Source organism: Neobacillus sp. S1115 (assembly GCF_055385565.1).
In genome coordinates, this window is record NZ_AP038275.1 from 5,335,647 (window position 1) to 5,357,764 (window position 22,118).

General features: G+C 41.1%; 26 protein-coding genes. 11 read left to right on the forward strand and 15 right to left on the reverse strand.

What is annotated here, in order from left to right; translation table 11 throughout:
- Positions 1–18: 18 nt before the first annotated feature.
- Both ACZ5B7_RS26275 and ACZ5B7_RS26280 read right to left on the reverse strand, forming a co-directional pair.
- A complete protein-coding gene (locus ACZ5B7_RS26275) occupies positions 19–1,401 on the reverse strand; it encodes a 4Fe-4S binding protein (RefSeq protein ID WP_464491534.1) in 1,383 nt (460 codons plus the stop codon).
- A 2-nt stretch (positions 1,402–1,403) separates the two neighbouring features.
- Complete coding sequence (locus ACZ5B7_RS26280; protein ID WP_464491535.1) at positions 1,404–1,841, reverse strand: hypothetical protein; 438 nt, start codon at positions 1,839–1,841, stop codon at positions 1,404–1,406.
- Positions 1,842–2,096: 255 nt separating this feature from the next.
- On the opposite strand from ACZ5B7_RS26280, the gene ACZ5B7_RS26285 reads away from it, so the two are divergent.
- Together ACZ5B7_RS26285 and ACZ5B7_RS26290 are read left to right on the forward strand one after the other, a co-directional pair.
- Positions 2,097–2,348, forward strand: coding sequence for a hypothetical protein (locus ACZ5B7_RS26285; RefSeq protein ID WP_464491536.1), 252 nt, complete (start codon positions 2,097–2,099; stop codon positions 2,346–2,348).
- Positions 2,349–2,365: 17 nt separating this feature from the next.
- The gene (locus tag ACZ5B7_RS26290; RefSeq protein WP_213144183.1) at positions 2,366–2,506 is read left to right on the forward strand and encodes a hypothetical protein; all 141 of its coding nucleotides are present in this window, start codon (positions 2,366–2,368) and stop codon (positions 2,504–2,506) included.
- 57 nt (positions 2,507–2,563) lie between these two features.
- Here the strand turns inward: ACZ5B7_RS26290 and ACZ5B7_RS26295 are convergent, their stop codons facing one another.
- Positions 2,564–3,127, reverse strand: a complete 564-nt coding sequence (locus ACZ5B7_RS26295; RefSeq protein ID WP_464491537.1) for a YdhK family protein — start codon at positions 3,125–3,127, stop codon at positions 2,564–2,566.
- A gap of 339 nt (positions 3,128–3,466) precedes the next feature.
- Here ACZ5B7_RS26295 and ACZ5B7_RS26300 point away from each other — a divergent pair, with 339 nt between their 5' ends.
- From ACZ5B7_RS26300 to ACZ5B7_RS26310, 3 genes are all read left to right on the forward strand, one after another.
- Complete coding sequence (locus ACZ5B7_RS26300; protein WP_464491538.1) at positions 3,467–4,252, forward strand: amino acid ABC transporter substrate-binding protein; 786 nt, start codon at positions 3,467–3,469, stop codon at positions 4,250–4,252.
- Between the two features lie 69 nt (positions 4,253–4,321).
- A complete protein-coding gene (locus tag ACZ5B7_RS26305) occupies positions 4,322–4,981 on the forward strand; it encodes an amino acid ABC transporter permease (RefSeq protein WP_464491539.1) in 660 nt (219 codons plus the stop codon).
- An 18-nt stretch (positions 4,982–4,999) separates the two neighbouring features.
- Positions 5,000–5,746, forward strand: a complete 747-nt coding sequence (locus ACZ5B7_RS26310) for an amino acid ABC transporter ATP-binding protein (protein ID WP_464491540.1) — start codon at positions 5,000–5,002, stop codon at positions 5,744–5,746.
- 45 nt (positions 5,747–5,791) lie between these two features.
- Here the strand turns inward: ACZ5B7_RS26310 and ACZ5B7_RS26315 are convergent, their stop codons facing one another.
- Positions 5,792–6,526 carry an urease accessory protein UreH domain-containing protein gene (locus ACZ5B7_RS26315; RefSeq protein ID WP_464491541.1) on the reverse strand — a complete coding sequence of 245 codons (735 nt, stop codon included), beginning with the start codon at positions 6,524–6,526 and terminating at the stop codon, positions 5,792–5,794.
- A gap of 207 nt (positions 6,527–6,733) precedes the next feature.
- Here ACZ5B7_RS26315 and ACZ5B7_RS26320 point away from each other — a divergent pair, with 207 nt between their 5' ends.
- Positions 6,734–7,438, forward strand: a complete 705-nt coding sequence (locus ACZ5B7_RS26320) for a response regulator transcription factor (protein ID WP_464491542.1) — start codon at positions 6,734–6,736, stop codon at positions 7,436–7,438.
- Entirely contained in the window at positions 7,435–8,799 is a 1,365-nt protein-coding gene (locus ACZ5B7_RS26325) for a sensor histidine kinase (protein ID WP_464491543.1), read from the forward strand. Before ACZ5B7_RS26320 ends, ACZ5B7_RS26325 begins: the two co-directional genes overlap by 4 nt.
- 63 nt (positions 8,800–8,862) lie before the next feature.
- Here ACZ5B7_RS26325 and ACZ5B7_RS26330 read toward each other — a convergent pair whose 3' ends face one another.
- Positions 8,863–10,338, reverse strand: coding sequence for an alanine/glycine:cation symporter family protein (locus ACZ5B7_RS26330; protein ID WP_464491544.1), 1,476 nt, complete (start codon positions 10,336–10,338; stop codon positions 8,863–8,865).
- Between the two features lie 358 nt (positions 10,339–10,696).
- Here ACZ5B7_RS26330 and ACZ5B7_RS26335 point away from each other — a divergent pair, with 358 nt between their 5' ends.
- A complete protein-coding gene (locus ACZ5B7_RS26335; RefSeq protein WP_464491545.1) occupies positions 10,697–11,614 on the forward strand; it encodes an urea transporter in 918 nt (305 codons plus the stop codon).
- A gap of 44 nt (positions 11,615–11,658) precedes the next feature.
- Here ACZ5B7_RS26335 and ACZ5B7_RS26340 read toward each other — a convergent pair whose 3' ends face one another.
- From ACZ5B7_RS26340 to ACZ5B7_RS26380, 9 genes are all read right to left on the reverse strand, one after another.
- Positions 11,659–11,874 (reverse strand): hypothetical protein, encoded by a 216-nt coding sequence (locus ACZ5B7_RS26340; RefSeq protein ID WP_464491546.1) that lies wholly within the window; start codon positions 11,872–11,874, stop codon positions 11,659–11,661.
- A 61-nt stretch (positions 11,875–11,935) separates the two neighbouring features.
- Entirely contained in the window at positions 11,936–12,607 is a 672-nt protein-coding gene (locus ACZ5B7_RS26345; RefSeq protein WP_464491547.1) for an urease accessory protein UreH domain-containing protein, read from the reverse strand.
- 74 nt (positions 12,608–12,681) lie between these two features.
- Entirely contained in the window at positions 12,682–13,506 is an 825-nt protein-coding gene (locus ACZ5B7_RS26350) for an urease accessory protein UreD (RefSeq protein WP_423799634.1), read from the reverse strand.
- 2 nt (positions 13,507–13,508) lie between these two features.
- Positions 13,509–14,120 carry an urease accessory protein UreG gene (gene ureG, locus ACZ5B7_RS26355; RefSeq protein ID WP_423799635.1) on the reverse strand — a complete coding sequence of 204 codons (612 nt, stop codon included), beginning with the start codon at positions 14,118–14,120 and terminating at the stop codon, positions 13,509–13,511.
- 22 nt (positions 14,121–14,142) lie between these two features.
- Positions 14,143–14,829, reverse strand: a complete 687-nt coding sequence (locus ACZ5B7_RS26360) for an urease accessory protein UreF (protein ID WP_464494574.1) — start codon at positions 14,827–14,829, stop codon at positions 14,143–14,145.
- On the reverse strand, positions 14,819–15,277 hold the full coding sequence (ureE, locus tag ACZ5B7_RS26365) for an urease accessory protein UreE (RefSeq protein ID WP_378583165.1): 459 nt from the start codon (positions 15,275–15,277) through the stop codon (positions 14,819–14,821). The genes ACZ5B7_RS26360 and ureE overlap by 11 nt, the downstream gene beginning before the upstream one ends.
- An 11-nt stretch (positions 15,278–15,288) precedes the next feature.
- A complete protein-coding gene (ureC, locus tag ACZ5B7_RS26370; protein WP_464491548.1) occupies positions 15,289–17,001 on the reverse strand; it encodes an urease subunit alpha in 1,713 nt (570 codons plus the stop codon).
- Positions 16,998–17,327 (reverse strand): urease subunit beta, encoded by a 330-nt coding sequence (gene ureB, locus ACZ5B7_RS26375; RefSeq protein WP_378583170.1) that lies wholly within the window; start codon positions 17,325–17,327, stop codon positions 16,998–17,000. Before ureB ends, ureC begins: the two co-directional genes overlap by 4 nt.
- A gap of 24 nt (positions 17,328–17,351) precedes the next feature.
- Positions 17,352–17,654 carry an urease subunit gamma gene (locus ACZ5B7_RS26380; RefSeq protein ID WP_213144166.1) on the reverse strand — a complete coding sequence of 101 codons (303 nt, stop codon included), beginning with the start codon at positions 17,652–17,654 and terminating at the stop codon, positions 17,352–17,354.
- Between the two features lie 232 nt (positions 17,655–17,886).
- On the opposite strand from ACZ5B7_RS26380, the gene ACZ5B7_RS26385 reads away from it, so the two are divergent.
- The 3 genes from ACZ5B7_RS26385 to ACZ5B7_RS26395 are packed head-to-tail and all read left to right on the forward strand — an operon-like array spanning position 17,887 to position 21,035.
- Positions 17,887–18,963: a BMP family lipoprotein gene (locus ACZ5B7_RS26385; RefSeq protein ID WP_464491549.1), complete on the forward strand. Its 1,077-nt coding sequence runs from the start codon at positions 17,887–17,889 to the stop codon at positions 18,961–18,963.
- A 50-nt stretch (positions 18,964–19,013) separates the two neighbouring features.
- Positions 19,014–20,117 (forward strand): PfkB family carbohydrate kinase, encoded by a 1,104-nt coding sequence (locus ACZ5B7_RS26390; protein ID WP_464491550.1) that lies wholly within the window; start codon positions 19,014–19,016, stop codon positions 20,115–20,117.
- A gap of 3 nt (positions 20,118–20,120) precedes the next feature.
- A complete protein-coding gene (locus tag ACZ5B7_RS26395; RefSeq protein WP_464491551.1) occupies positions 20,121–21,035 on the forward strand; it encodes a pseudouridine-5'-phosphate glycosidase in 915 nt (304 codons plus the stop codon).
- A 107-nt stretch (positions 21,036–21,142) separates the two neighbouring features.
- On the opposite strand, the gene ACZ5B7_RS26400 is transcribed toward ACZ5B7_RS26395, so the two are convergent.
- On the reverse strand, positions 21,143–22,078 hold the full coding sequence (locus ACZ5B7_RS26400) for a cation diffusion facilitator family transporter (protein WP_464491552.1): 936 nt from the start codon (positions 22,076–22,078) through the stop codon (positions 21,143–21,145).
- Between the last annotated feature and the right edge of the window lie 40 nt (positions 22,079–22,118).

The following is a 22,118-nucleotide window of genomic DNA, read 5'->3' on the forward strand; positions in this document are numbered from 1 at the left end:
GGTTTAATTTTCACTTCATTAAACCCTATGCATCATAGGTAATGAGAACAAATAAATATTCACAATTGCTAAGGCAAGCATCAGCACATAATATGGCAACACTGCTTTAAAGCTTGATTTCTTAGCCATTCTGTATACAACATAAGTGGTGCCTATCCATCCGATAATAATAATCGCATACTGAATCATTTGAACCGTAGGTGTCGAAGCCAAGCTTAAGCTTGTTGGATTAGACTGTACTCCAAATAAACCAATTGAGTTATACCAGATTGCTTTTCCTTCGGTAAAAATGTGGAAAAGGTTATGACCTAAGTGGCCGGCAAGGTCCAATGGAATAATCGCATAACCAAAACGGGTAAAGTTTTTTTTCACAGTACCTTCCATGCCAAATAAAGACGCAATCTTTGCAGTTCCTAACAATAATAAAATTGGAATAGCCATCGCGATGATAAAGGCTACTGTAAAGTTAACCGTGTAATTAGCAGTTCTTGTGACAGTTCCAATGGTGTTTAGAATATCCTGCCATGGTTCAAGCATCGTAATATTTTGGACGAACACGATTCCCATGATAACAGCAGCAAGAGATGCATGCTCTATCTTCGGATTTTTTAAGCCCCACAGTTCTTTTGTTGGAATTCTCGTCTCAATTTTAATAGAGTCGTTAGGACAGTTTTTCACACAGTTGGCACAAAGATTACACTCCGCACTGGATTCCATTGTTCTTGGAAATTGGAACATTGGACACCCTTCGACCTTCTCGGTTCCCCGATAGCAGGATTGCACTTTACACGTTTTGCAAATATCAGGTGTAGAGGTTAACTTAACTGCCCCGGATCTAGAATAGTTTCCGGCCAATCCGCCCAGGAAGCAAAGTGTTTTACAGAAAGTTCTTCTTTCATAAAAAACAGAGGTCGCTACCACCATTGTTACGAGCAGCAGCAATAAATATCCGGAACCCCTTGGGGATTCTACAATGCCCCATACGTGGTCACTATACGTAATCGCAATAAAGAATAAATCTATCAGCCAGATTCCGTACTTTCTTAAAAACTTCGGCATCGGCTTATTGGCACCGATCGTTTTTCGAACAATATCACTCAATTTACCAAATGGACAAATAGCACACCAGAAGCGGCCAGCTACTAAGAATATAATCGGTATAATCGGCCACCATAGCACCCAGGTCATCGTTGTTCCAAAGTTTTTACTTGGATTGACCGTTCCCATAACTAATTCATATACAATGATTGAAAACACGGTGATAACAAGCCATTGAAAAATTCCAGGATACCATCTGCTTTTGACAAACTTTTTTACAATTGGAATGGAGAGAAGGTCAAAAGGTTCTTTCTCGGGTTTTGCTTCTTTTTTAGGTTTTAGTTTTCCCTCAGGCATTGCCATAGTTATTTCTCCTTCCTTTTAAACCATTTGTTCCAAATACCAATCAAGACAAATGATAGATTCACAGCTCCATATGTCCCTAACACTTTATAGTTTGGCGGGATTTCAACAACTGTGCCGTGACTGTGTCCGCCGCCCTCTTCATGAGTAGCTTGATCATTGCTTCCGCTATTATGGTCCATTCCCTCCATGTTTGCATGATCATCGCTTCCGCCATCATGGTCCATTCCCTCCAAGTTTGCATGATCATCGCTTCCGCTATTATGGTCCATGCCCTCCATGTTGGCGTGATCTTCACTGCTTGCCTTTAAACCATTTTTGAAGCTTTCGGCCGCTTTCTTGACACTTTCTTCATGAGAGTGCCCCTCATCTGCTAGAGCTTTTAAATCAAATGAGAAAATAAATGCTAAAGAAAATAAAACAAGAAATATTTTTTTCACGATTTGCACCTCCATTGATTTTAGTAACTTTTATCTGTTTGCTTTATGCCTATAATTTAGTGGTTAAGTTTGCAGTTTCTATGCATTTTTGATGGAGATAATATGGCAGCATATATATCTATTAGGATTGTTCATTTTTTTGTCAAAACTTCACTGAAAGGGCTAAATCTTCATAACATTGACACGAGATATCCATTTTTTCTGCATATTTTTGCTTTATGATGAAGGTATAAACAAAGGAAGGAGATGCTAAAAGTGAAGAAGTTAGCGTTTGGATTATTTTCTGCTGCATTAATCCTGGGAGCAGGCACGGCGGTATTTGCTGGTGGAAATAATAACACTGGAGATGGCCTAAGCTTTGATAAGATGCTTCCTTTCATGCAAAAAATGCACCCGGATTCCTCTAAACAAGAGTTAGAGGACATGTACAAGGCCTGCCATGAAAACGGGGGAATGATGGGAGGAACATCAGAAACCAAAAGTGAAAATATGATGAACCAATTTTAACGATGAGGTGATTTGACATGATGGGCTCTTATGGAATGATGGGCGGAACCATGGGAGTGGTAATGTGTATCCTGATGTGGCTGATAGGTCTGGCTGTTATAGGCGGAGTTGTTTATTTTGCAGTTAAATTAGCATTACGAAATCAAAAAATGAACTAAATTGTTTGAAAGGCTTGGCATTACTGCCAAGCCTTTTATATCTTCAATAAGTGAACGCTATTTAGATGAAAGTTCACTTTCTGTTACCCATTTATGGTTTGTCACTTTTTCTCCACCTGTAGTTGGTGCGTAATCAACCATGTATACGGTTGTTTGTTCTGCTGAATCAATGGTACCTGTTGCGCCGTTCATCCCTTTCATGTGGTCTGCTTCAATCGTTACTTCCGACCCTGGTTTTAAAGGTTCACTACCAGCATTTTTAAACTCCTCTTGAATAACCCATTTGTGGTTCTTTACTTTTTCTCCTCCTGTAGTTGGGGTATAGGTAACAGCATATGCTATCGTATCATACGCACCTACGATCGTTGCTTCAGCACCGTCCATCCCCTCCATATGTTCTATGTGAATAATTGCTTTATCCCCTACTTTATAGGTTGGATTCTCTTTTACTTTTAATCCTTTAGGAACTTCTCCTGAACTAGAATGCTCCATATCCATACCTTTATGTCCCATATCTTTAGTTTGTTCCGAACCCTTTTGATTACCATTGCTTGCACAAGCAGATAACATCAACATGATTGCTAAAGAAATAAAACCTATTAACGCTCTTTTACTTTTCATGGTTTCCTCCTTACAAGTTAATTTAAATTGAATATTACTAAATAAATGTGCAGAAATTATGGATTTATATATATCCATAGTAGGAATTTAGGAAACTATATTTCGAGCCTCAAAGAAGTCTTGAAAAATAATAATGCCTGTTCTTTCATTATTTTTATTTCCCACAAAAAAATAAATAAACAACTTTTGGTTAATACTCCAAAGTACAGTATGTATTTAATTTTCTTAATATTATTTTTATTATACTGCTATTGTACTAGATGTTATTTTAGTATTATAATATGGTAGTGTGATAAAGGATTAAAGTAAAAATTAAATATAAAGGTGGTTTATATAACAATGAAACGTTTAGCAACTATGATTCTATCAATAGCTGCCGTATTTTCCATCGTAACAGGATGCTCTTCCAATTCCGCTGAAAAAGCAGCTAAGGCCGACGACACGCTAGTCATTGGTATCGACGATAAATTCGCCCCTATGGGATTCCGCGATGAAAAGAACGAAATTGTTGGTTTTGATATTGATTATGCAAAAGCAGCGGCTGAAAAAATGGGTCAAAAGGTTAAATTCCAGCCTATCGATTGGAAAACAAAAGAATCCGAATTAAGCTCTGGCCGAATCGACCTCATCTGGAACGGTTACACTATTACAGATGAACGTAAAAAGAAAGTACTTTTTACAAAGCCTTATTTAAAAAATGCCCAAGTAGTTGTTACTCGCTCTGATTCTAACATTAAAAAATTAGCTGATTTAGAAGGCAAAGTGGTTGGCTTGCAATCTCTTTCTTCTGCATCGGATGCCTTAGATGCTAATCCAATTAAAGACAAAATCAAAACAGTGACAGAATTCAAAGACAACGTCCTTGCGTTGAACGACCTAAAGAGTGGCCGTTTGGATGCTGTTGTCATTGATGAGGTTGTTATTAAGTATTACATGTCCAAAGAAAAAGAATCCTTTAAAATTCTCGATGAATCCCTTGCTCCAGAAGAGTACGGAATCGGTGTAAAAAAAGGAAATGAAAAACTTCTAGATAAACTGCAAAAAGCCTTAGATGAAATGAACGAAGACGGCACTGCCGCGAAAATTTCAGAAAAGTGGTTTGGCGAAGATAAAGTTTTAAAATAATAATAATGAAGATTATACGGAACAGGATTTCCCTTGGAAACCCTGTTTTGTTTTTGGAGGAATCCTTCTATGTCATTTGATTATATCGTCTCCATTCTTGGGCCCATGCTCGAAGGGGCACAGATGACCATCCTGTTGTTTTTAATAGCTATTGTCGTATCGATACCGCTTGGCTTTTTATTAACATTGGCAGTCAGAAGCCGTTTTAAGACGCTATCCTGGATCGCCCAAACCTATATTTATGTAATGCGCGGCACGCCGCTTTTGCTGCAGCTATTATTCATTTGTTTCGGACTGCCGATGATTCCAGTTATTGGTGAATATTTGGTTTTGGATCGCTTTGTTGCAGCTTGTTTAGGGTTTATCCTGAACTATGCCGCCTATTTTGCGGAAATTTTTCGCGGTGGGCTTCTAGCCATTGATAAAGGCCAATATGAAGCAGCACAGGTTCTAGGTTTAAATAAATTTCAAACGATGACACGCGTTATTTTGCCGCAAATGTTCCGCATTGCTCTTCCGGCAGTGGCAAACGAATCAGTAACTCTGGTTAAAGATACCGCCCTGCTTTATGCCGTTGCTGTTCCGGAATTGCTCCACTTTGCCGAAACAGCGGTAAACCGTGATTTTACGATTACGCCTTTCCTTGTGGCCGGTATTATTTATCTAATCATGACGTTAATCTTAACGATGTTCTTTAAATGGTTTGAGAAGCGTTTCAAATTTGCATAAGAAAGGGGCTGAACAGATATGGCAATAATCGAAGTGTCGAATCTAAAAAAGTCCTATGGCAATTTAGATGTACTAAAACAAATTACCTTTGATGTCAATAAAAATGATGTAGTGGCGGTGATCGGCCCATCCGGTTCAGGGAAAAGTACCATGCTTCGCAGCCTAGTGCATCTTGAAACAATTGACGGCGGCAGCATACGTGTTTCAGAAGATTATTTGGTGAAGGATGGCGTCTATTCTAGACCCGCCGAAATCAAGAATATTACCGCCAAAATGGGTATGGTCTTCCAGCACTTTAACCTTTTTCCACACTTAACGGTTAAGGAAAATCTGGAGCTTGCCCCTAGATTAGTAAAAAAGGAGTCTTCCGCCGCTATCCAACTGCAGAGCGCAGAAATACTGCAAAAAATTGGCCTTACCGGTCACTCGAATGCCTACCCAGCTAACTTATCAGGCGGACAAAAACAAAGGGTAGCCATCGCCCGTGCGCTGATGATGAATCCTGATATACTGCTGTTTGATGAACCGACTTCTGCTTTGGACCCGGAGTTAACAGGAGAGGTTCTTCAGGTAATGAAGGAACTAGCCAAAGAGCACATGACGATGATTGTGGTAACCCATGAAATGGGCTTTGCAAAAGAGGTAGCCAACCGTGTTATTTTTATGGATAACGGGGAGATTGTAGAATCTGGCCATCCAGCTGAGCTTTTTGAAAAACCGCAGCATGAACGTACGAAGGCTTTCTTGAACCGCAGTTTGAAATAATTCAGATAAAAGTAAAAGCCGAAACCTTATGGTCGGCTTTTATTTTTATAAAGACCAATAAGTCAATGTATCAAAAGTTCCTAGCAACAGCATGACAATTCCCGCTGCCTTTTGAATGAATGCCCCGAACTTTCTGCCCTTTTTCATAATCATACCGCTTCCGCCAAGGTACCAAATGATTAACATGATAATCAATAATGGAATGGCCGTCCCTAAGGCAAATACTGGAGGAAGAATAAATCCATACGGACTTGAGAGCACAACTGGCATTAAGGTAACAAAAAACAAAATAAACATGGTCGGACAAAAGGCTAGTGAAAAACTAAACCCAAGCATAAAGGATCCAAAAGGATTTTCATGTTTGTACTCTTTCATTCCTTTAAAGAGATTGAATGTTCCTTTCAATTTTATGATCCCTATCATAAATAGTCCCACAAAGATTAGTAAGGGGCCCATAAGCTTTCGAAGCCATGGAAAAACAAAGGTAAGGTTTTGTTCTATTTCTTTTCCAAGCAGCCATACCAAAACACCTAATAGAGAAAAAGCGATTATTTTTCCCAAGGTAAAAAAGAAAACATCCTTCCAGGCAATTTTCTGTTGAATCGAACGGTTGCCATAAAGGGTGATGGCACTAATATTCCCTGTCAACTGGCAGGGCGCAAGCGCTCCTACTAATCCAAGAATTAACGCGAAAATAATCGGCCATGATTCTAAACTATTTGCCATATCAAAAAACGGTTGGCTTAACACTGCACTGATCTTGCTAAATAAATTGTACATGATATCACCTTAAATACCATTTTAATAGAATTAGTCTAACACACAATCGTGCAGGTTTTATGGAGAAAAAATGGCGAAATCCAAACCTTTTAAAGGCCGTCAGTACATATTCTTGATACAAGAACAATTTAAATTGCTTTTTTTGTAAAAAATCAGGGAACTATTCTTCTATCATTATGGTATAAACATGGTATAGGTGGTGGAAATATGAAAACTATACTTCTTGTCGATGATGAAACTCGAATGCTTGACCTTTTGGGCCTTTACCTCACACCAAACGGCTACCGATGTATCAAAGCCGAATCCGGTAAACAGGCGTTAAATTTTCTACAAAAAGAAAAATCCGACCTAGTTATTTTGGATGTGATGATGCCGGAAATGGACGGTTGGGTGACCTGCCAAAAAATCCGGGAGTTTTCAGATGTCCCAATCATCATGCTGACGGCCCGAAGTGAAACGGCAGACGTAGTGAAAGGGCTAAAAAAAGGCGCAGATGATTATATAACCAAACCATTTCACGAGGCAGAACTTTTAGCTAGAGTGGAAGCACTTTTAAGAAGAACCGTTCAAGACAACGACCATCATTTAATGTTTAAAGGACTGGAATGGAAAGAAGATTCAGTTGAATTAAAATATCAAAACCAGCCTGTTTCGGTCACTCCTAAAGAATTTGCTCTGATTGGTTTATTTTTAAAAAATCCACAAAAGGTATTCTCCCGTGAGCATTTACTTTCAACGATTTGGGGCCTAGAATCCAATATTGACGATCGCACCATTGATTCCCATATTCGTAACCTACGGGATAAATTACGTCATGCCGGGTTTCCGATTAATCAGCATCTTTTCACTGTATGGGGAGTCGGCTATAAATGGGTTAATGAGGGATCGGAATCGCAACGGAGTAAATCATGAAAATTTCGGTTAAATTTGGTTTATGGTTCTTTTTCTGCATATTAGTCATCGAAGTTTTTTCGATGGGGTTTCTACACAACAATTTAGTTCATTCACAAGTCGACCGGGAATTACATGCACTGCAGGCCAGAGGAAACAGTCACCGTGCTGTCTTAGAAATTAGTGCAGACCCCTCCACGCTGCATCATATTGGTTTAATGGAATCCCACACGGATACAGAGGTCGTGATTACAGATACAAAGGGAAATGTTCTGGTTTCTTCTGGAAATATGGATAGCAATATTCAAGCAGTACTAAAAAAGTCAATCCCTAACCTTCCGCGAAATGGAAGTATCATAGAAGATGATTGGCAAAAGGAGCCTTATATTGCAACTGTGACAGCTTTTAAAAGCAATGGAAATAAAGCCGGATATGTTTACATGTTCAAAAACACAGCTGAGGTTCAAAAACTTATCACACAGTTGAATAAGCATTTTCTTTTGGCCTCTTTATTAATTCTCTTCTTTATTTTGATTACGATTTTCTTTTTATCAAAGGTTTTAACGAAGCCGCTAATATCGATGACAAAAGCAACTAAGAAATTGAGCAAAGGGGATTTTTCCGTTACTCTTCCAACACCTTCAAAGGATGAATTAGGGGAACTGGCCCTATCGATTCAGACTTTAGCAAATGACCTAAATCACCTAAAAAAAGAACGAAATGAATTTTTGGCCAGTATCTCACACGAACTGCGGACGCCGCTGACTTATATTAGCGGATACGCTGATATTGCTAGCAGACAGGGGCTGGATGAAAAGGACAGGGCCCAATACCTGAATATCATCCAGGAAGAATCCCAGCGTGTCAGCGAATTATTAAAGGAGTTATTCGACCTGGCGAAGTTAGACCAAAACGCATTTTCTATTATTAAGGAAAAAGTGGAATTATGTATTTTTTTAAAGTCGGTCTATGAAAAAGTGCTGCCTGCCTTTAATAATAAGGGAATTCGCTTATTCGTAGATTGTCCGAAAAGTTTGTCTGTAGAAATAGACCCAGTTCGGTTTGAACAAGTAATCTTAAACCTGCTCGATAACAGTCTTAAATACTCGAAAGAGGGTACGACAACCTTTATCACAGTGCTGGAAGAGAACGAAACCATCCGGCTTAACATTCAGGATCAGGGAGTTGGCATACCTCAAGAGGACCTCCCTTATATTTTTGACCGTTTATATAGAGTGGATAAATCCCGATCAAGGGCAACCGGCGGCTTTGGCTTGGGACTTTCGATTGTCAAGCAATTGGTGGAAGCACATGGAGGAGAAATTATGGTTGAAAGTAAAGTGGGGCAGGGCTCTTGTTTTATCATAACATTAAGGAAATAAATAAAGGCAGCAGGAAATTGGTACTCCTCCCTGCTGCCTTGTCCTGCTTTATACATTTTTTTCTTAATTTGCTATACGTTTCTGTTCATCTTTTTCAGACTTTTTATAACCTTCAGCCCAGAAATCTGCATTCTTGATACCCAGTTTAGTTGAATTGAACTCTGGATCCAGCCCTTGCTTCAGCTGTGCTTCATAATCCTTTAAAGCAATATGTGCTGGTTTGAATAATAAAAGAATGGCCAGCAAGTTCAACCATACCATGATTCCAAGTCCGATATCCCCCATGGCCCACGCGGTTGCTGCTGTTTTTACAGACCCATAGAAAGTAGCACCTAAAAGGACAATCTTTAAAACTGTCATAGACAACTTCCTATTTTTACCCTTTACTAAATATGCTAGATTAGTTTCCGCAATATAGTAGTAGGCAAATATGGTTGTAAAAGCAAAGAAGAATAAAGCGATAGCAATGAATCCTGAACCTAATCCAGGCAGGATGGTATCAACTGCCGCTTGCGTGAAAGCAGGACCACTCTCCACTCCCTTGAGGTGCTCAACTAGGATTTTGCCAGTTTTTTCATTAATGGTATTATACGAATTTGTAAATAAAATCATAAGTGCAGTCGATGTAACGACTAGGAATACATCAAGATAAATCGAAAATGCTTGTACAAGTCCTTGTTTTGCCGGGTGTGATACTTCTGCTGCTGCTGCAGGGTGAGCGCCTGTACCTTGTCCTGCTTCATTCGCATATAGACCGCGTTTTACACCCCACATGATGGTCGAACCGAGAATTCCGCCAAACATTTCTTCTGCTCCAAAAGCACTCTTAAATATTAGGGAAAATACTTCTGGAATTCTATCAAAATTAACCGCAATAATGGCAATAGCAATCAATAAATATGCACCGGCCATAAACGGCACGACAAATTCTGCCACTCTAGCAATCCGCTTAACTCCGCCGAAAATAATTAGACCCATTAGGACCACAACTACTAAACCAGTAACCGTCCTGTCAATGCCAAATGCATTGCTGATGCCCTCTGCGATGGAGTTTGCCTGAATACCCGGCATCAATACAGCCATAGCAAGGAGAGTGGCAATCGCAAAAATAACCGCAAACCATTTCCATCCAAGCCCTTTTTCAATATAGAAGGCCGGACCGCCGCGATACTCTCCGTCCTGCTTTTCCTTGTAAATTTGCGCAAGGGTGGATTCCACAAAAGCGGATGCTGCACCAATAAAGGTAATCACCCACATCCAAAACACAGAACCTGGTCCTCCAAAGGCAATTCCCGTTGCCGTTCCAGCAATGTTACCGACACCTATACGGCCTGATAATGACATTGCCAATGCTTGAAAGGAAGATACACCCTCATTGGAACTCTTACCGGAAGAGATTAAACGAATCATTTCTTTAAAATGACGAATTTGCAAAAATCCGGTGCGGACACTAAAGTACAGCCCTACCGCAACGATGAAGACGATGAGTGGCGGGCTCCATAAATAACCTGTAATGCTTGTGACCAGTTTCTCAAACATAAAATCGCCCCTTTGTTATGTACTACATATTTTTTCCTCAAAGATGTTATATAACAAGGTGATAAAAAAATTATAAATTAATTGAAGAAAATATTCCAATAGAATATTTTCTTCAATTTAGATTTTACTGAAATATCTTTATTTATTGACTTTTGGACTTGGTTAATTTGAACTTTGCAAAAGACCTTTCAAGATTAATTTGGACGAATTAAAGTTTAAGTTAACAAGATTACCTTCTTTATCCTCATACTTTCTTCATTCTCGGGGAAATTTATTAAGGGTTTCTTTATAAAATCAAATTGCTGCTTTCATTCTCTGCAAAGGAGTGGTTGTCATTCATGACAATACAGGTAATAGTATGAACAGGGACTCATTGAAATGGCTGCTGGTGTCTACCTTAAAAGGAATCTCTCAAGTAATTTTAATTGAAAATGCCATCTCTGGGTTTATTATTCTGGCTGCGATCACCATCGCCTCCGTTTCTCTAGGGGTGATCACACTTTTATCCGCTGTTATCGGAACTTTAATCGGAAAAATTGGCGGGGCTAGTGCAGAAAGCGTCAATCAGGGGTTATATGGATATAACTCAGTACTCACTGGGATGGCCCTTTCCTTATTTCTAAGCGGTGATGACCGATTTCTCATTGCATTGGTTGGCGCTGCCATTGCATCCGTTTTTACAGCAGCGATGGTCCATTTCATGCGGCAAACGGGGATACCAGTTCTTACATTTCCATTTATTGTCCTAACCTGGTTCTTGCTGCTGACTACTTACCGCCTGGTTTCATTTAAGATAAGCCCAAATCTCACCCCGCAATCTTTATCCAATTGGACGTTAAATATCAAAGGGGAGACAGATTGGCTTGATGGTGCAGTAAATGGAATTGGACAAATTTTTTTCCTTGATAACAGTTTTTCTGGAGTATTACTTTTTATCGCTGTATTCTGGGCCGAATGGAGATTGGGAGTTTACGCTATAGTTGGAAATGCAGCAGCATTATTAACATCGTACGGCCTTGGGGGAGAGCATCATCTGATTTTTATGGGGCTTTATGGATATAATGCTATTTTAACAATGATTGCTGTAGCCATTGTTTTTAAGGAAACTGCCCGGTATCCGCTATTAACTGGTATTATCGCCGCCTGTTTAACTGTTCCCATTACCGGTAGTGTCGTGACCTGGCTTTTACCTTATGGACTACCGGCATTAACAATGCCTTTCGTATTATGCACATGGGTGTTTCTTGCTGCAAGAAAGATTATGCCAAGAATATAAAAAAATAAGGATGCCCATTATTATTGGCACATCCTTATTTTTAATTATTCCAAATGCTCTTGCATCATACCATAGACCTGACTTTCAACAGCACTTAAATGCTCTTCCTCAATCTTTTGTTTAGGATGCGGCTGGTACCAATGGATTTTATCATCTTTAACCATTCCCTTATACTCATGGCCATCAATACTTAGTGAGAAATGCGGGTGTTTCCGGACCGAATCATCAAATAAATGATTAACTTCAAAATTTTCAAACATGCCCCTTAACCTCCTTTTTTCAATTAGAGTTTTTCCATAAACTTAAAGACGTATGCGGAGGTTACATCCAAAGGTTAAATAAACCATCATTTACGCCTAGATTATACATATAGTAAAACCCAAACACAGTACTTACAGCGCCTGTAGTTAAAATCAAGGCCCTGCTTGTGACCATTTGTTTCATACTCATAATGAACGGAATGCCAATAATTGTTGTAAAAATTAACATGCCAATGACCGTACCTATGCCAAACACGATAATATATAATGCTCCCTGCCACACCGAATGAACCGTGCTCATCGTCAGCAGCACCATCGCCGCACTGCCGGCAAGCCCGTGAACAAACCCGATGAATAAGGATTTATAATATCTGCCCCGATTTACAATCGCAGGATTATGTACGTGACCATGTTCCCGGTGAGGCGTGCGGTTTTTTCGAATCGATAACATCGCTGCGACACCTAAGTATACCAGCATAATTCCGACCAAAAATTCCAACGTCATGGCCCATTTTTCCGGAATATCATTTTTCATTAAAATTAAAAAAATCCCAATAATAAATAGTGTGGCTGTATGCCCAATTCCCCAAAAAACGCCGGCAAGCGATGCATGCCAAAGCTTTTTGCTCTGGCTTGCAATCGTCGAAACTGCAATAACATGATCCGGTTCAATCGCATGCCTGATGCCCAAAATAAACCCTAACGTCAATACCGAAAAAAAGGTAACATCCATTTTCTTTCCTCCCCAACTTACTTTTATCTATCTATTAAAAACCCGGCAGCCATTTTGGTTTACCGGGTTAACAATCAATATTTTCTAAGAAAGCTTGGTTTCCTGCTAAACCATTCCTGGCTAATCATCCGATGAATGTCCGAAAAAATTTTTTCAATCACTTGAGTGGAATTCGCAAACACGCGTAACGTAAATCCTGGGACCGGCAGTGAGGACAGTCCAACTTTATAATCATTTGTATTCATTTCAATTGCCAAATATAACTGGTCAAGCAAGGAACTGCCGGACTGCGTCCCAACCACAAGCATCGAGCCCAAGTGGGAATACCCCTCCATAAAACCGAGACCACGTAAATTTTGCTGAGATGGTTTTAATTTTATATGGTCGTAAACTACTAGTTCATCATCAATGTAAATCTCATTCAACAATTGGATTGTTTCATAGCTAAAATGTTCTCCTTCCGGTGACCAGCCAGGGGTAATGATGTCCGAGTAAAGAAAAGTGGCAGTTTTGTCCATCCGAATCACATTTTTTTGTTTATATTTCGCATTCTGGTAAGCAATTAACGGATCAGGAATAAACTCAAGGTAGCTGCCTGCCTGAAGAGTAATCTCTGATTCCTGGTAGGCATGCCTATTCGGTGTTTTATAAATCTTTGTGGCTCCTTGTGTGGTTAACGTCATCCTGGCATTCTCACCGAGGGAAACCTTCATTTGATAGCGGTCACCATCCAAATAGCCGCCGCCAGGATTTAATAAATAATAGCAGGCCTGACCGGAATTATCATGGTAAATAGGGCGCATTACTTTAAATGCGCCCTGAAAATACACATTTTTCGCGACAGTCTTTCCTTTCCGTTCCTCTGCTTCGAGATGTAGAACACCTGTCCAGTCCTTCATGGTTAGGCCAATCCTTTTAATAATGCATTTTCCTTTAACCAATCAATCACATGATCCAGCCCTGAATCATCTTTTAGATTGGTAAAGACAAATGGTTTGTCACCGCGGAAAACCTTTGTATCTGACTCCATGACGTCAAGCCTGGCTCCGACATGCGGGGCTAAATCGGTTTTGTTAATAATAAATAAATCCGATTTAATCATTCCTTGCCCGCCCTTGCGCGGAATTTTTTCTCCTTGAGCCACATCAATGATATAGATTGAGAAATCAACCAATTCCGGGCTGAAGGTTGCTGCTAGGTTATCCCCGCCGCTTTCCACAAAAATCAACTCGACATCCGGGTGTTTTTCTTTTAGTTCGTTGATTGCCGCAAAATTCATTGATGCATCTTCACGAATGGCCGTATGCGGGCAGCCGCCGGTCTCCACGCCAATAATCCGGTCGGAAGGAAGTACGCCGTTTTGCATTAAAAATTTAGCATCTTCCTTTGTATAGATATCGTTTGTCACAACTGCCATGCTAATTTCATCATTCAATTTACGTGTTAATTTTTCCACTAACATCGTTTTTCCTGCCCCAACAGGGCCGCCTACACCGATTTTAATTGGATCCATATTGAAAACATCCTTTCTTTTTTTATGACATAAAAATTCGTATATTCACACGTTCATGCCTCATTTGGGATAATTCGATACCAGGTGAGACAATTCCAAAGTCCTCTTCATCCATCTGACCTATTTTTTCAACAGCTGCTATTAAAACAGCCTGAATATCATGAAGGATTCTCTGACCTGCCGTCTGCCCTAATGGAATCCCTCGTACGGCATTTTGAACAATGCTGGATACAACTGAATAGAGGTAAAATATAACAGTTGTTGGTTTTGGTACACCAAGATAATGGGCTGCCATCGTAAAGACAATCGCAGGATGACCAAATGATTGCTTTGCGCTAATCCTTTTTCTATAAATTGCTAGAACAGGTGCATCATATAAAGACTGAACAAGCTCTAACATCCGCTCACCCATTCTTTGGCTGCCCTCCCGCGTTTCCCGCGGCAAATTTTGGACAGTCAATAATCGATCCAGCTTCCAGACTTTGGCGAAATCATCCTCTTCCAATGCCTGATATACAAGGAGACTTGCAAGCCCATCTGAATAGATGAGCTGCTCGTCAATATAAACCTGCAGCCATTGTGAAAAGGTTTCAGAATTATGAACCGTATTCTCTTGGATATAGCTTTCCAAACCGAAGGAATGACTAAAGGCTCCTGTTGGAAAATTGGAATCACAAAGCTGAAACAGTGCTAATAATTTACTCTCCATGACTATGACCAATATGGCGAAACGCCTGCTTCACTTTTCGATTTTCCCGTTTATAGGGAATCTCCAGCTCCTTTAGCAGGTCTTCTACAAGGTAATCGTATTGCACCATCATCTCATCACCCTCAAATTGGGCTGGAAGGTGCCTATTACCCAATTGATGCGCGATGGTCCCCATTTCTTTCAAATTGCGGGGACTAATGACGATTAAATCATCAGCGATTACGTCAACGACAATCATATTTTTTTCATCCAAAAACAACACATCTCCGGCCACAAGGTCACGTGGATCCTTCAGACGAATGCCGATTTCCCGGCCGTGGTCAGTTTTAACTCGCTGAACACGTTTCACGAGATGATCACTTTCGAGGTATACTTTTTCAATATGGCGTCTGAATATTTCTTCCTTTTCCATATTTTCAATATTGGTTTCAATTCGTTCAATTAACATGCCTTTTCACCTCAAAATAGGAAATATCTTTGGGCCATCGGTAATTTTTCAGCTGGCTCACATGTGATATGCTCCCCGTTCACTCTTACCTCATATGTTTGCGGATCTACGGAAAGCTCAGGTGTTTCTGAATTAAGCTTCATGTCTTTTTTGGTTAGCTTGCGGATTCCGTGGACAGGCAGAATGACTTTTTCCAAGCCAAGTCTTTCGTGAACTTTACCTTCATAAGCTGCCTGAGACACAAACGTAATCGAGCTCTTCGCCATGGCTTTTCCAGTGGCTGCATACATCGGCCGGCAAACGACCGGCTGCGGTGTTGGAATAGAAGCATTGGCATCCCCCATCATCCCCATGACAATGAAGCCGCATTTTATTACCAATTCCGGTTTCACCCCGAAGAATGCGGGTGACCAAATGACAAGGTCAGCGATTTTCCCTACTTCAATCGATCCGACATAATCTGCAATCCCATGGGTAATCGCTGGGTTAATCGTATATTTTGCAATATAACGCTTGGCCCGGTTATTATCAGATAGTTTGTTGTCACCTTGCAAAGAGCCTCTTTGCAGTTTCATCTTGTCGGCCACCTGCCAGGTTCGGGTGACCACCTCGCCAACCCGGCCCATTGCCTGGGCATCGGAACTGGTCATGCTAAAAACCCCCATATCCTGCAGGATATCTTCAGCAGCAATCGTTTCCTTTCTTATCCTGGAATCGGCAAAGGCAATATCTTCCGGTACGGAAGGATTCAAATGGTGGCAAACCATCAGCATGTCAAGATGCTCATCAATAGTATTGATGGTATATGGAAGCGTCGGATTTGTTGAGGACGGCAGGACATTCATAAAGCTTGCTGATTTAATCAAATCAGGTGCATGCCCGCCACCGGCGCCTTCCGTATGATACATGTGAATCACACGGTCTTTAATCGCCGCCATCGTATTTTCAACAAAACCTGCTTCATTTAAGGTGTCTGCGTGAAGTGCCACTTGCACATCATATTGATCCGCTACCTGCAAAGCATGATCAAGGGCTGAAGGTGTAGCCCCCCAGTCTTCGTGAACCTTAAGTCCAATCACACCGGCCCGTACTTGTTCAGCCAGCGGTTCTTCGGTTGCCGCTTGGCCTTTTCCGGTCAAACCAACATTGATCGGCAGGCCCTCGACTGCCTCAAGCATGCGATGGATATTCCATTCCCCTGGTGTAACCGTTGTCGCCCTTGAACCTGCAGATGGACCTGTGCCACCGCCAATTAAAGTAGTTAGCCCCGCTGAAAGGGCAACAGGGACCTGTTCCGGATTAATAAAATGGACGTGTGTATCAATGCCGCCTGCTGTCACAATCATTCCTTCTCCGGCAATGATTTCAGTGGAAGCCCCGATGACGATATCTACCCCATCCATCACCAGCGGATTCCCCGCTTTTCCGATTCCGGAAATTTTCCCGTCACGAATCGCTAAATCTGCTTTAAAAATTCCGGTGTAATCTAATATAACTGCATTAGTTATCACGACATCAGGTATCCCATCGCCGCGGGTGACAAGCGGATGCTGTCCCATTCCATCGCGGATGACCTTTCCGCCCCCAAAGACAACCTCTTCACCATAGGTGGTATAATCCTTTTCAATTTGGATGATTAAATTGGTATCCGCTAGACGAATCGAATCTCCAGTAGTTGGCCCAAACATCTGGGCATATTGCTTGCGCGGCATTTCAAAACTCATTTTCCACACCCACTTTCAACAGACCCATCGGTTTTATTATTAAATCCATAAACCTTTTGTTCCCCTCCAAAGCAAACCAATTCTACTTCTTTTTCATCACCTGGTTCGAAACGAACTGCTGCCCCGGCAGGAATATTTAGCCGTTTTCCAAAAGCGTCCTCTCTATTAAACTTCAGGGCTTCATTTACTTCAAAGAAATGATAGTGCGAACCTATTTGGACCGGCCGGTCTCCTGTATTAGTTACTCTGACCCTGTGTATTTCACGGCCCTCATTGCAGATGATTGGTTCCTCTTTTAAAAATAACTGACCTGGTTCCCATTCCATTTGGATTATCCCTCCTGCTGCTTCTTATCGAATTGGATCATGAACAGTCACAAGTTTTGTTCCGTCAGGGAAAGTAGCTTCTACCTGAATGTCGTCAATCATTTCCGGAATTCCTTCCATGACATCATCACGCGTTAAGATGGTAGCCCCATATTTCATTAATTCCGCTACCGTCTTTCCGTCTCTTGCCCCTTCTAACACTTCATAGGTTATTAAAGCCACTGCTTCGGGATAGTTTAACTTCAAGCCTCTTTCCCGTCTTCTTCTAGCAAGATCAGCGGCTACCACAATCATCAGCTTGTCTAACTCGCGCGGTACTAGTAACACTGCCCAGCCTCCTTTAATAGTTGTCATTTTTGTAAAAATTAACCACCTCCAATAGATTATCCATATCGATTTCGTTTAATCAGTACATGAAATGTTTTTTTGGAAATACTAAGAATTAGTATTTGTTTAAAAAGGTTGACCTAGAATTTTTTAAGTCGTATAATACAAACGAAAGTTTATATGATAAACAAAAGTTCAAAATACTTAAATACAACTTAGGGAGGCACACAAAATGAAAAAACGTAAAATTGGTATGGCACTATCACTTGTTCTTGCAGCAGGCACGCTCTTGGGTGCATGTGGAAAAAGTAACGATAACGAGAACACTGGCGGCGGCAAAAAGGACACATTTTCTGTTGGTATGGTGACTGACATCGGAGGTGTCGATGATAAATCCTTTAACCAATCTTCTTGGGAAGGCCTGCAAGCATTCGGTAAGGAAAATGGCTTGAAAAAGGGCAGAGGCGGGTATGATTACCTTGCTTCCAAATCGGATGCCGATTATACGACAAACTTAAACAGACTTGTTCGTGAAAAATTTGACTTAGTTTATGCGATTGGCTTCTTAATGCCGTCTGCAGTTGAAGAAATTGCAAAGCAACAAAAAGATTCTAAATTTGCCATCGTCGATGCTGAAGTAAAGCTTCCAAACGTGGCGAGCATTCTTTTTAAAGAGCAGGAAGCAGGATTTCTTGCGGGAATAGCAGCGGCAAAAACAACAGCATCTAACCATATCGGATTTATTGGCGGAATGGAAATTCCCGTTATCGAACGCTTCGAATCTGGTTTCATAGCTGGAGTTAAAGCTGTTAAACCGGAGGTACAAGTCGATGTTCAATATGCAGGTGCATTTGATAAAGCTGAGGTTGGACAAGCAATCGCTTCTAAAATGTATTCTTCAGGAGCGGACGTCATCTTCCACGCTGCAGGTGCAACAGGGGTTGGACTATTCAAGGAAGCTAATGACAGAAAGGCAAAAAATCCGGACAAAGCAATTTGGGCTATTGGTGTTGACCGTGACCAATCTGACATGGGTCAGGATGTGGTCCTTACCTCTGCTCTAAAACGTGTGGATGTAGCAGTTAAAGACCTTGCCACTAAAACAAAAGACGGTAATTTCCCTGGTGGTAAAGTTGCGCTATACGGTTTAGCCGAAGATGGTGTCGGCCTAGCACCAATCAATCAAAAGGCAACAAACAAAGCCGATATTGATGCAACCGTTAAAGACTGGATTGAGAAAATCAAATCAGGTGCTGTAAAGGTTCCTGAAACACGAGATGAATTAAAGACATTTAATCCAAAACAATAATAGCACTGATTAGGGGAATTTTAGATTAGTGTAATTTATGGGGTGAGTTTATGCCTGAAAAACTGACTGAGAAAGAACAATTGATTCTCGATTTAATCCGGAAAAACCCCTATATTTCGCAGCAAGAGCTTGCGCAAAATTTAGAATTGTCTCGGCCTTCGATTGCTAACATGATTTCTGGGCTGATTAAAAAAGGCCATATTTTGGGTAGGGCCTATATTCTAAGTGAATCACAGCGTGTCATTTGCATTGGCGGAGCGAATATTGACCGTAAATTTCATATTAAAGGGCAGGCACAGCTGGGTACTTCCAATCCCAGCTATGTCACCCAGAATGCCGGCGGGGTTGCCCGGAATATCGCTGAAAACTTGGGTCGCTTAGGGCTGGAGGTTTCACTTATATCTGCTGCCGGCGCTGATAAGGACTGGACCATTATTGAGGATTCATCAGCATCATACATGAATTTAGAGACTGTCTCCAAATTCCCAGAAAAAGCAACCGGCTCCTACACAGCAGTTTTGGACTCCAACGGTGAATTAGTCATTGCGCTTGCGGATATGGATGTATATGAAGCCATTACACCTGAATTACTGCGGAAGCATGAGGGATTTTTCACACAATCAAAATGTATCATCGTCGATTTAAATTGCCCAAAAGAAACGGTCCAATATTTGTGTCATTTTGCCAAAAGCCATAACCTACCGATCGTCTTAATACCTGTTTCATCACCAAAGATGAACCGTTTGCCAGATGAACTTGATGGTGTAACATGGCTTATTACGAATCGGGATGAATCGGAAACCTATTTTCAGCATGAAATCAAAAATGATTCAGATTGGGAAAACGCCGTGGAAAAATGGCTGTCTTTGGGGATTTCCAATGTGGTCATAACTAATGGAAAAGAAGGCTCCATGATTGGGAATAAAGAGGAAGGCATTTTCCATGTACCCCCTATTGAAGCGAAGGAAATCGTCGATGTAACCGGGGCAGGAGATGCTTTTTCTTCGGCTGTTATTTACTCTTGGCTAGAAGGTAGGACATTATTGGAAATTGCTAAGGCCGGAAGTATCAATGCATCGAAAACCTTACAATCACCATATACGGTTCGACAGGATTTATCTGCAGAACAACTAATAAAAGACATGGGGGAATAAGTCATGAAAGAATATATTACATTATCTGAAGAAGTACGTACCGCAAAGGAACAAGGAAAACCAATCGTTGCCCTAGAATCTACGATCATTTCTCATGGCATGCCCTATCCGCAGAACGTGCAAACCGCCCGTGAAGTGGAGCAAATCATCCGTGACAATGGAGCCGTTCCAGCTACAATTGCTATCATTGATGGAAAAATTAAAATCGGATTATCGGATGAAGAGTTAGAAATGTTCGGGAAAAGTTCCGGAGTAGCAAAAGCATCAAGACGCGACCTAGCTTATTTGCTTGCGACTAAAAAACTTGGTGCAACTACAGTAGCAGCAACGATGATTTGTGCTGAATTGGCCGATATTCATATCTTCGTGACCGGCGGTATTGGCGGGGTTCACCGCGGTGCCGAAACTACCATGGATATTTCAGCAGACTTAGAGGAACTTGGACAAACGAACGTGGCTGTCATTTGTGCAGGTGCCAAATCAATTCTCGATTTAGGATTAACGATGGAATATTTAGAAACAAAAGGCGTACCAGTTATCGGTTATCAAACTGATGTCCTTCCTGCTTTCTACACACGCACGAGTGAATTTTCATTAAACCTGCGTGCGGATGATGTAGCTGAAATCGCCTCTACCTTAAAAGTAAAATGGGATTTAAACCTAAAAGGTGGAGCGGTGATTGCCAACCCTATTCCTGAAGAACATGCCATGGAAGAGGAATTTATTAATGGCGTTATCGAAACAGCATTGAAAGAGGCGGCAGAACGCCACATCACTGGTAAAGATGTGACACCGTTCATGCTCGGAAAAGTGAAAGAACTGACAGAAGGAAAAAGCTTGGACGCCAACATTGCTTTAGTGAAAAACAATGCTGTTGTTGGGGCAAAAATCGCTGTAAGCTTTAATGCGATGAAATAATGTTTGCACTTTAAAAGGAGCCGTGGCGGCTCCTTTTTTAGCTAATAGTAAATTAAACTACGCCTCTGTCTTCGTCCTTACAGACTCGCCAATCGGCGAGTTTTCATTTAATTACACGTACCATGCGGACTCGGACAGCCGATTGCTTCTTTTTCGACTTGGATTGTGCTGTGTTCAATATGAAAATCATCATGGAGAATTTTCTGCGATTGGGCAAGAATTTCATCATGAACCCCGTCATCATAAATGGTGACATGGCAGCTCAACACCGGGTACCCGGAGGTAATGGTCCAAATATGAAGGTCATGGACTTCTTTAACACGCGGAATTTTCCCTAGCGCCTCCTTCACCTGATTAATATCAATTTGTGTTGGCGCCCCTTCCATTAAAATATGAAAAGAATCCTTCGTGACCCGAAACCCGCTGATTAGAATCAGTACAGCAACAATAACGCTGGCAATCGGGTCGGCGATTCCCCAGCCGAGGAACATGATGAGCAATGCCGCGATAATGGCCCCAACAGATCCTAGCATATCACCAAGAACGTGGAGGAAGGCGCTGCGGACGTTCAAATTTTCATCCTTGTCACCTTTCATTAAAATCCAGGCAGCAATAATGTTCACGATTAGACCTGTAACGGAAATGATCAGCATCCCTGTGCTTTGAATCTCCGGCGGATTGAAAAAACGATGGAAGGCTTCATAAAAAATATAAATCGAAATTAGAATCAATGTTAAGCCATTTAACGCAGCCGCAATAATTTCAAATCGTTTATAGCCATACGTTTTTTCCTGAGAAACTGCCTTTTCCCCAAGCTTAATTGCATAAAAGCTCAACCCTAGTGCAGCGGCGTCGCTGAGCATATGCCCCGCGTCAGAAAGCAGTGCCAGGCTGTTGGTTAAAAGCCCGCCGATAACTTCCACGACCATGAAGGCCGCTATTAAAATAAATGAGCTTAATAACGCTTTTTTATTGCTTGTATGTGAATGACCATGTGAGTGGCCATGACCGTGTCCATGATGGTGATGATGATGGTGACCCATGTTTATCCCCCCATTAGCCTTTTTGATACGGGCCTGCGAT

Coding starts and splice junctions, on each gene's coding strand:
- ACZ5B7_RS26335 (WP_464491545.1), top strand. CDS start 10,697: ATGAACAGGGACTCATTGAAATGGCTGCTGGTGTCTACCTTAAAAGGA.
- ACZ5B7_RS26340 (WP_464491546.1), bottom strand. CDS start 11,874: ATGTTTGAAAATTTTGAAGTTAATCATTTATTTGATGATTCGGTCCGG.
- ACZ5B7_RS26345 (WP_464491547.1), bottom strand. CDS start 12,607: ATGGATGTTACCTTTTTTTCGGTATTGACGTTAGGGTTTATTTTGGGC.
- ACZ5B7_RS26310 (WP_464491540.1), top strand. CDS start 5,000: ATGGCAATAATCGAAGTGTCGAATCTAAAAAAGTCCTATGGCAATTTA.
- ACZ5B7_RS26330 (WP_464491544.1), bottom strand. CDS start 10,338: ATGTTTGAGAAACTGGTCACAAGCATTACAGGTTATTTATGGAGCCCG.
- ACZ5B7_RS26295 (WP_464491537.1), bottom strand. CDS start 3,127: ATGAAAAGTAAAAGAGCGTTAATAGGTTTTATTTCTTTAGCAATCATG.
- ureG (WP_423799635.1), bottom strand. CDS start 14,120: ATGGATCCAATTAAAATCGGTGTAGGCGGCCCTGTTGGGGCAGGAAAA.
- ACZ5B7_RS26360 (WP_464494574.1), bottom strand. CDS start 14,829: ATGGAGAGTAAATTATTAGCACTGTTTCAGCTTTGTGATTCCAATTTT.
- ACZ5B7_RS26350 (WP_423799634.1), bottom strand. CDS start 13,506: ATGAAGGACTGGACAGGTGTTCTACATCTCGAAGCAGAGGAACGGAAA.
- ACZ5B7_RS26325 (WP_464491543.1), top strand. CDS start 7,435: ATGAAAATTTCGGTTAAATTTGGTTTATGGTTCTTTTTCTGCATATTA.
- ureB (WP_378583170.1), bottom strand. CDS start 17,327: ATGGAATGGGAACCAGGTCAGTTATTTTTAAAAGAGGAACCAATCATC.
- ACZ5B7_RS26320 (WP_464491542.1), top strand. CDS start 6,734: ATGAAAACTATACTTCTTGTCGATGATGAAACTCGAATGCTTGACCTT.
- ACZ5B7_RS26300 (WP_464491538.1), top strand. CDS start 3,467: ATGAAACGTTTAGCAACTATGATTCTATCAATAGCTGCCGTATTTTCC.
- ACZ5B7_RS26290 (WP_213144183.1), top strand. CDS start 2,366: ATGATGGGCTCTTATGGAATGATGGGCGGAACCATGGGAGTGGTAATG.
- ureE (WP_378583165.1), bottom strand. CDS start 15,277: ATGTTAATTGAACGAATTGAAACCAATATTGAAAATATGGAAAAGGAA.
- ACZ5B7_RS26305 (WP_464491539.1), top strand. CDS start 4,322: ATGTCATTTGATTATATCGTCTCCATTCTTGGGCCCATGCTCGAAGGG.
- ACZ5B7_RS26395 (WP_464491551.1), top strand. CDS start 20,121: ATGAAAGAATATATTACATTATCTGAAGAAGTACGTACCGCAAAGGAA.
- ACZ5B7_RS26275 (WP_464491534.1), bottom strand. CDS start 1,401: ATGGCAATGCCTGAGGGAAAACTAAAACCTAAAAAAGAAGCAAAACCC.
- ACZ5B7_RS26400 (WP_464491552.1), bottom strand. CDS start 22,078: ATGGGTCACCATCATCATCACCATCATGGACACGGTCATGGCCACTCA.
- ACZ5B7_RS26315 (WP_464491541.1), bottom strand. CDS start 6,526: ATGTACAATTTATTTAGCAAGATCAGTGCAGTGTTAAGCCAACCGTTT.
- ACZ5B7_RS26390 (WP_464491550.1), top strand. CDS start 19,014: ATGCCTGAAAAACTGACTGAGAAAGAACAATTGATTCTCGATTTAATC.
- ureC (WP_464491548.1), bottom strand. CDS start 17,001: ATGAGTTTTGAAATGCCGCGCAAGCAATATGCCCAGATGTTTGGGCCA.
- ACZ5B7_RS26385 (WP_464491549.1), top strand. CDS start 17,887: ATGAAAAAACGTAAAATTGGTATGGCACTATCACTTGTTCTTGCAGCA.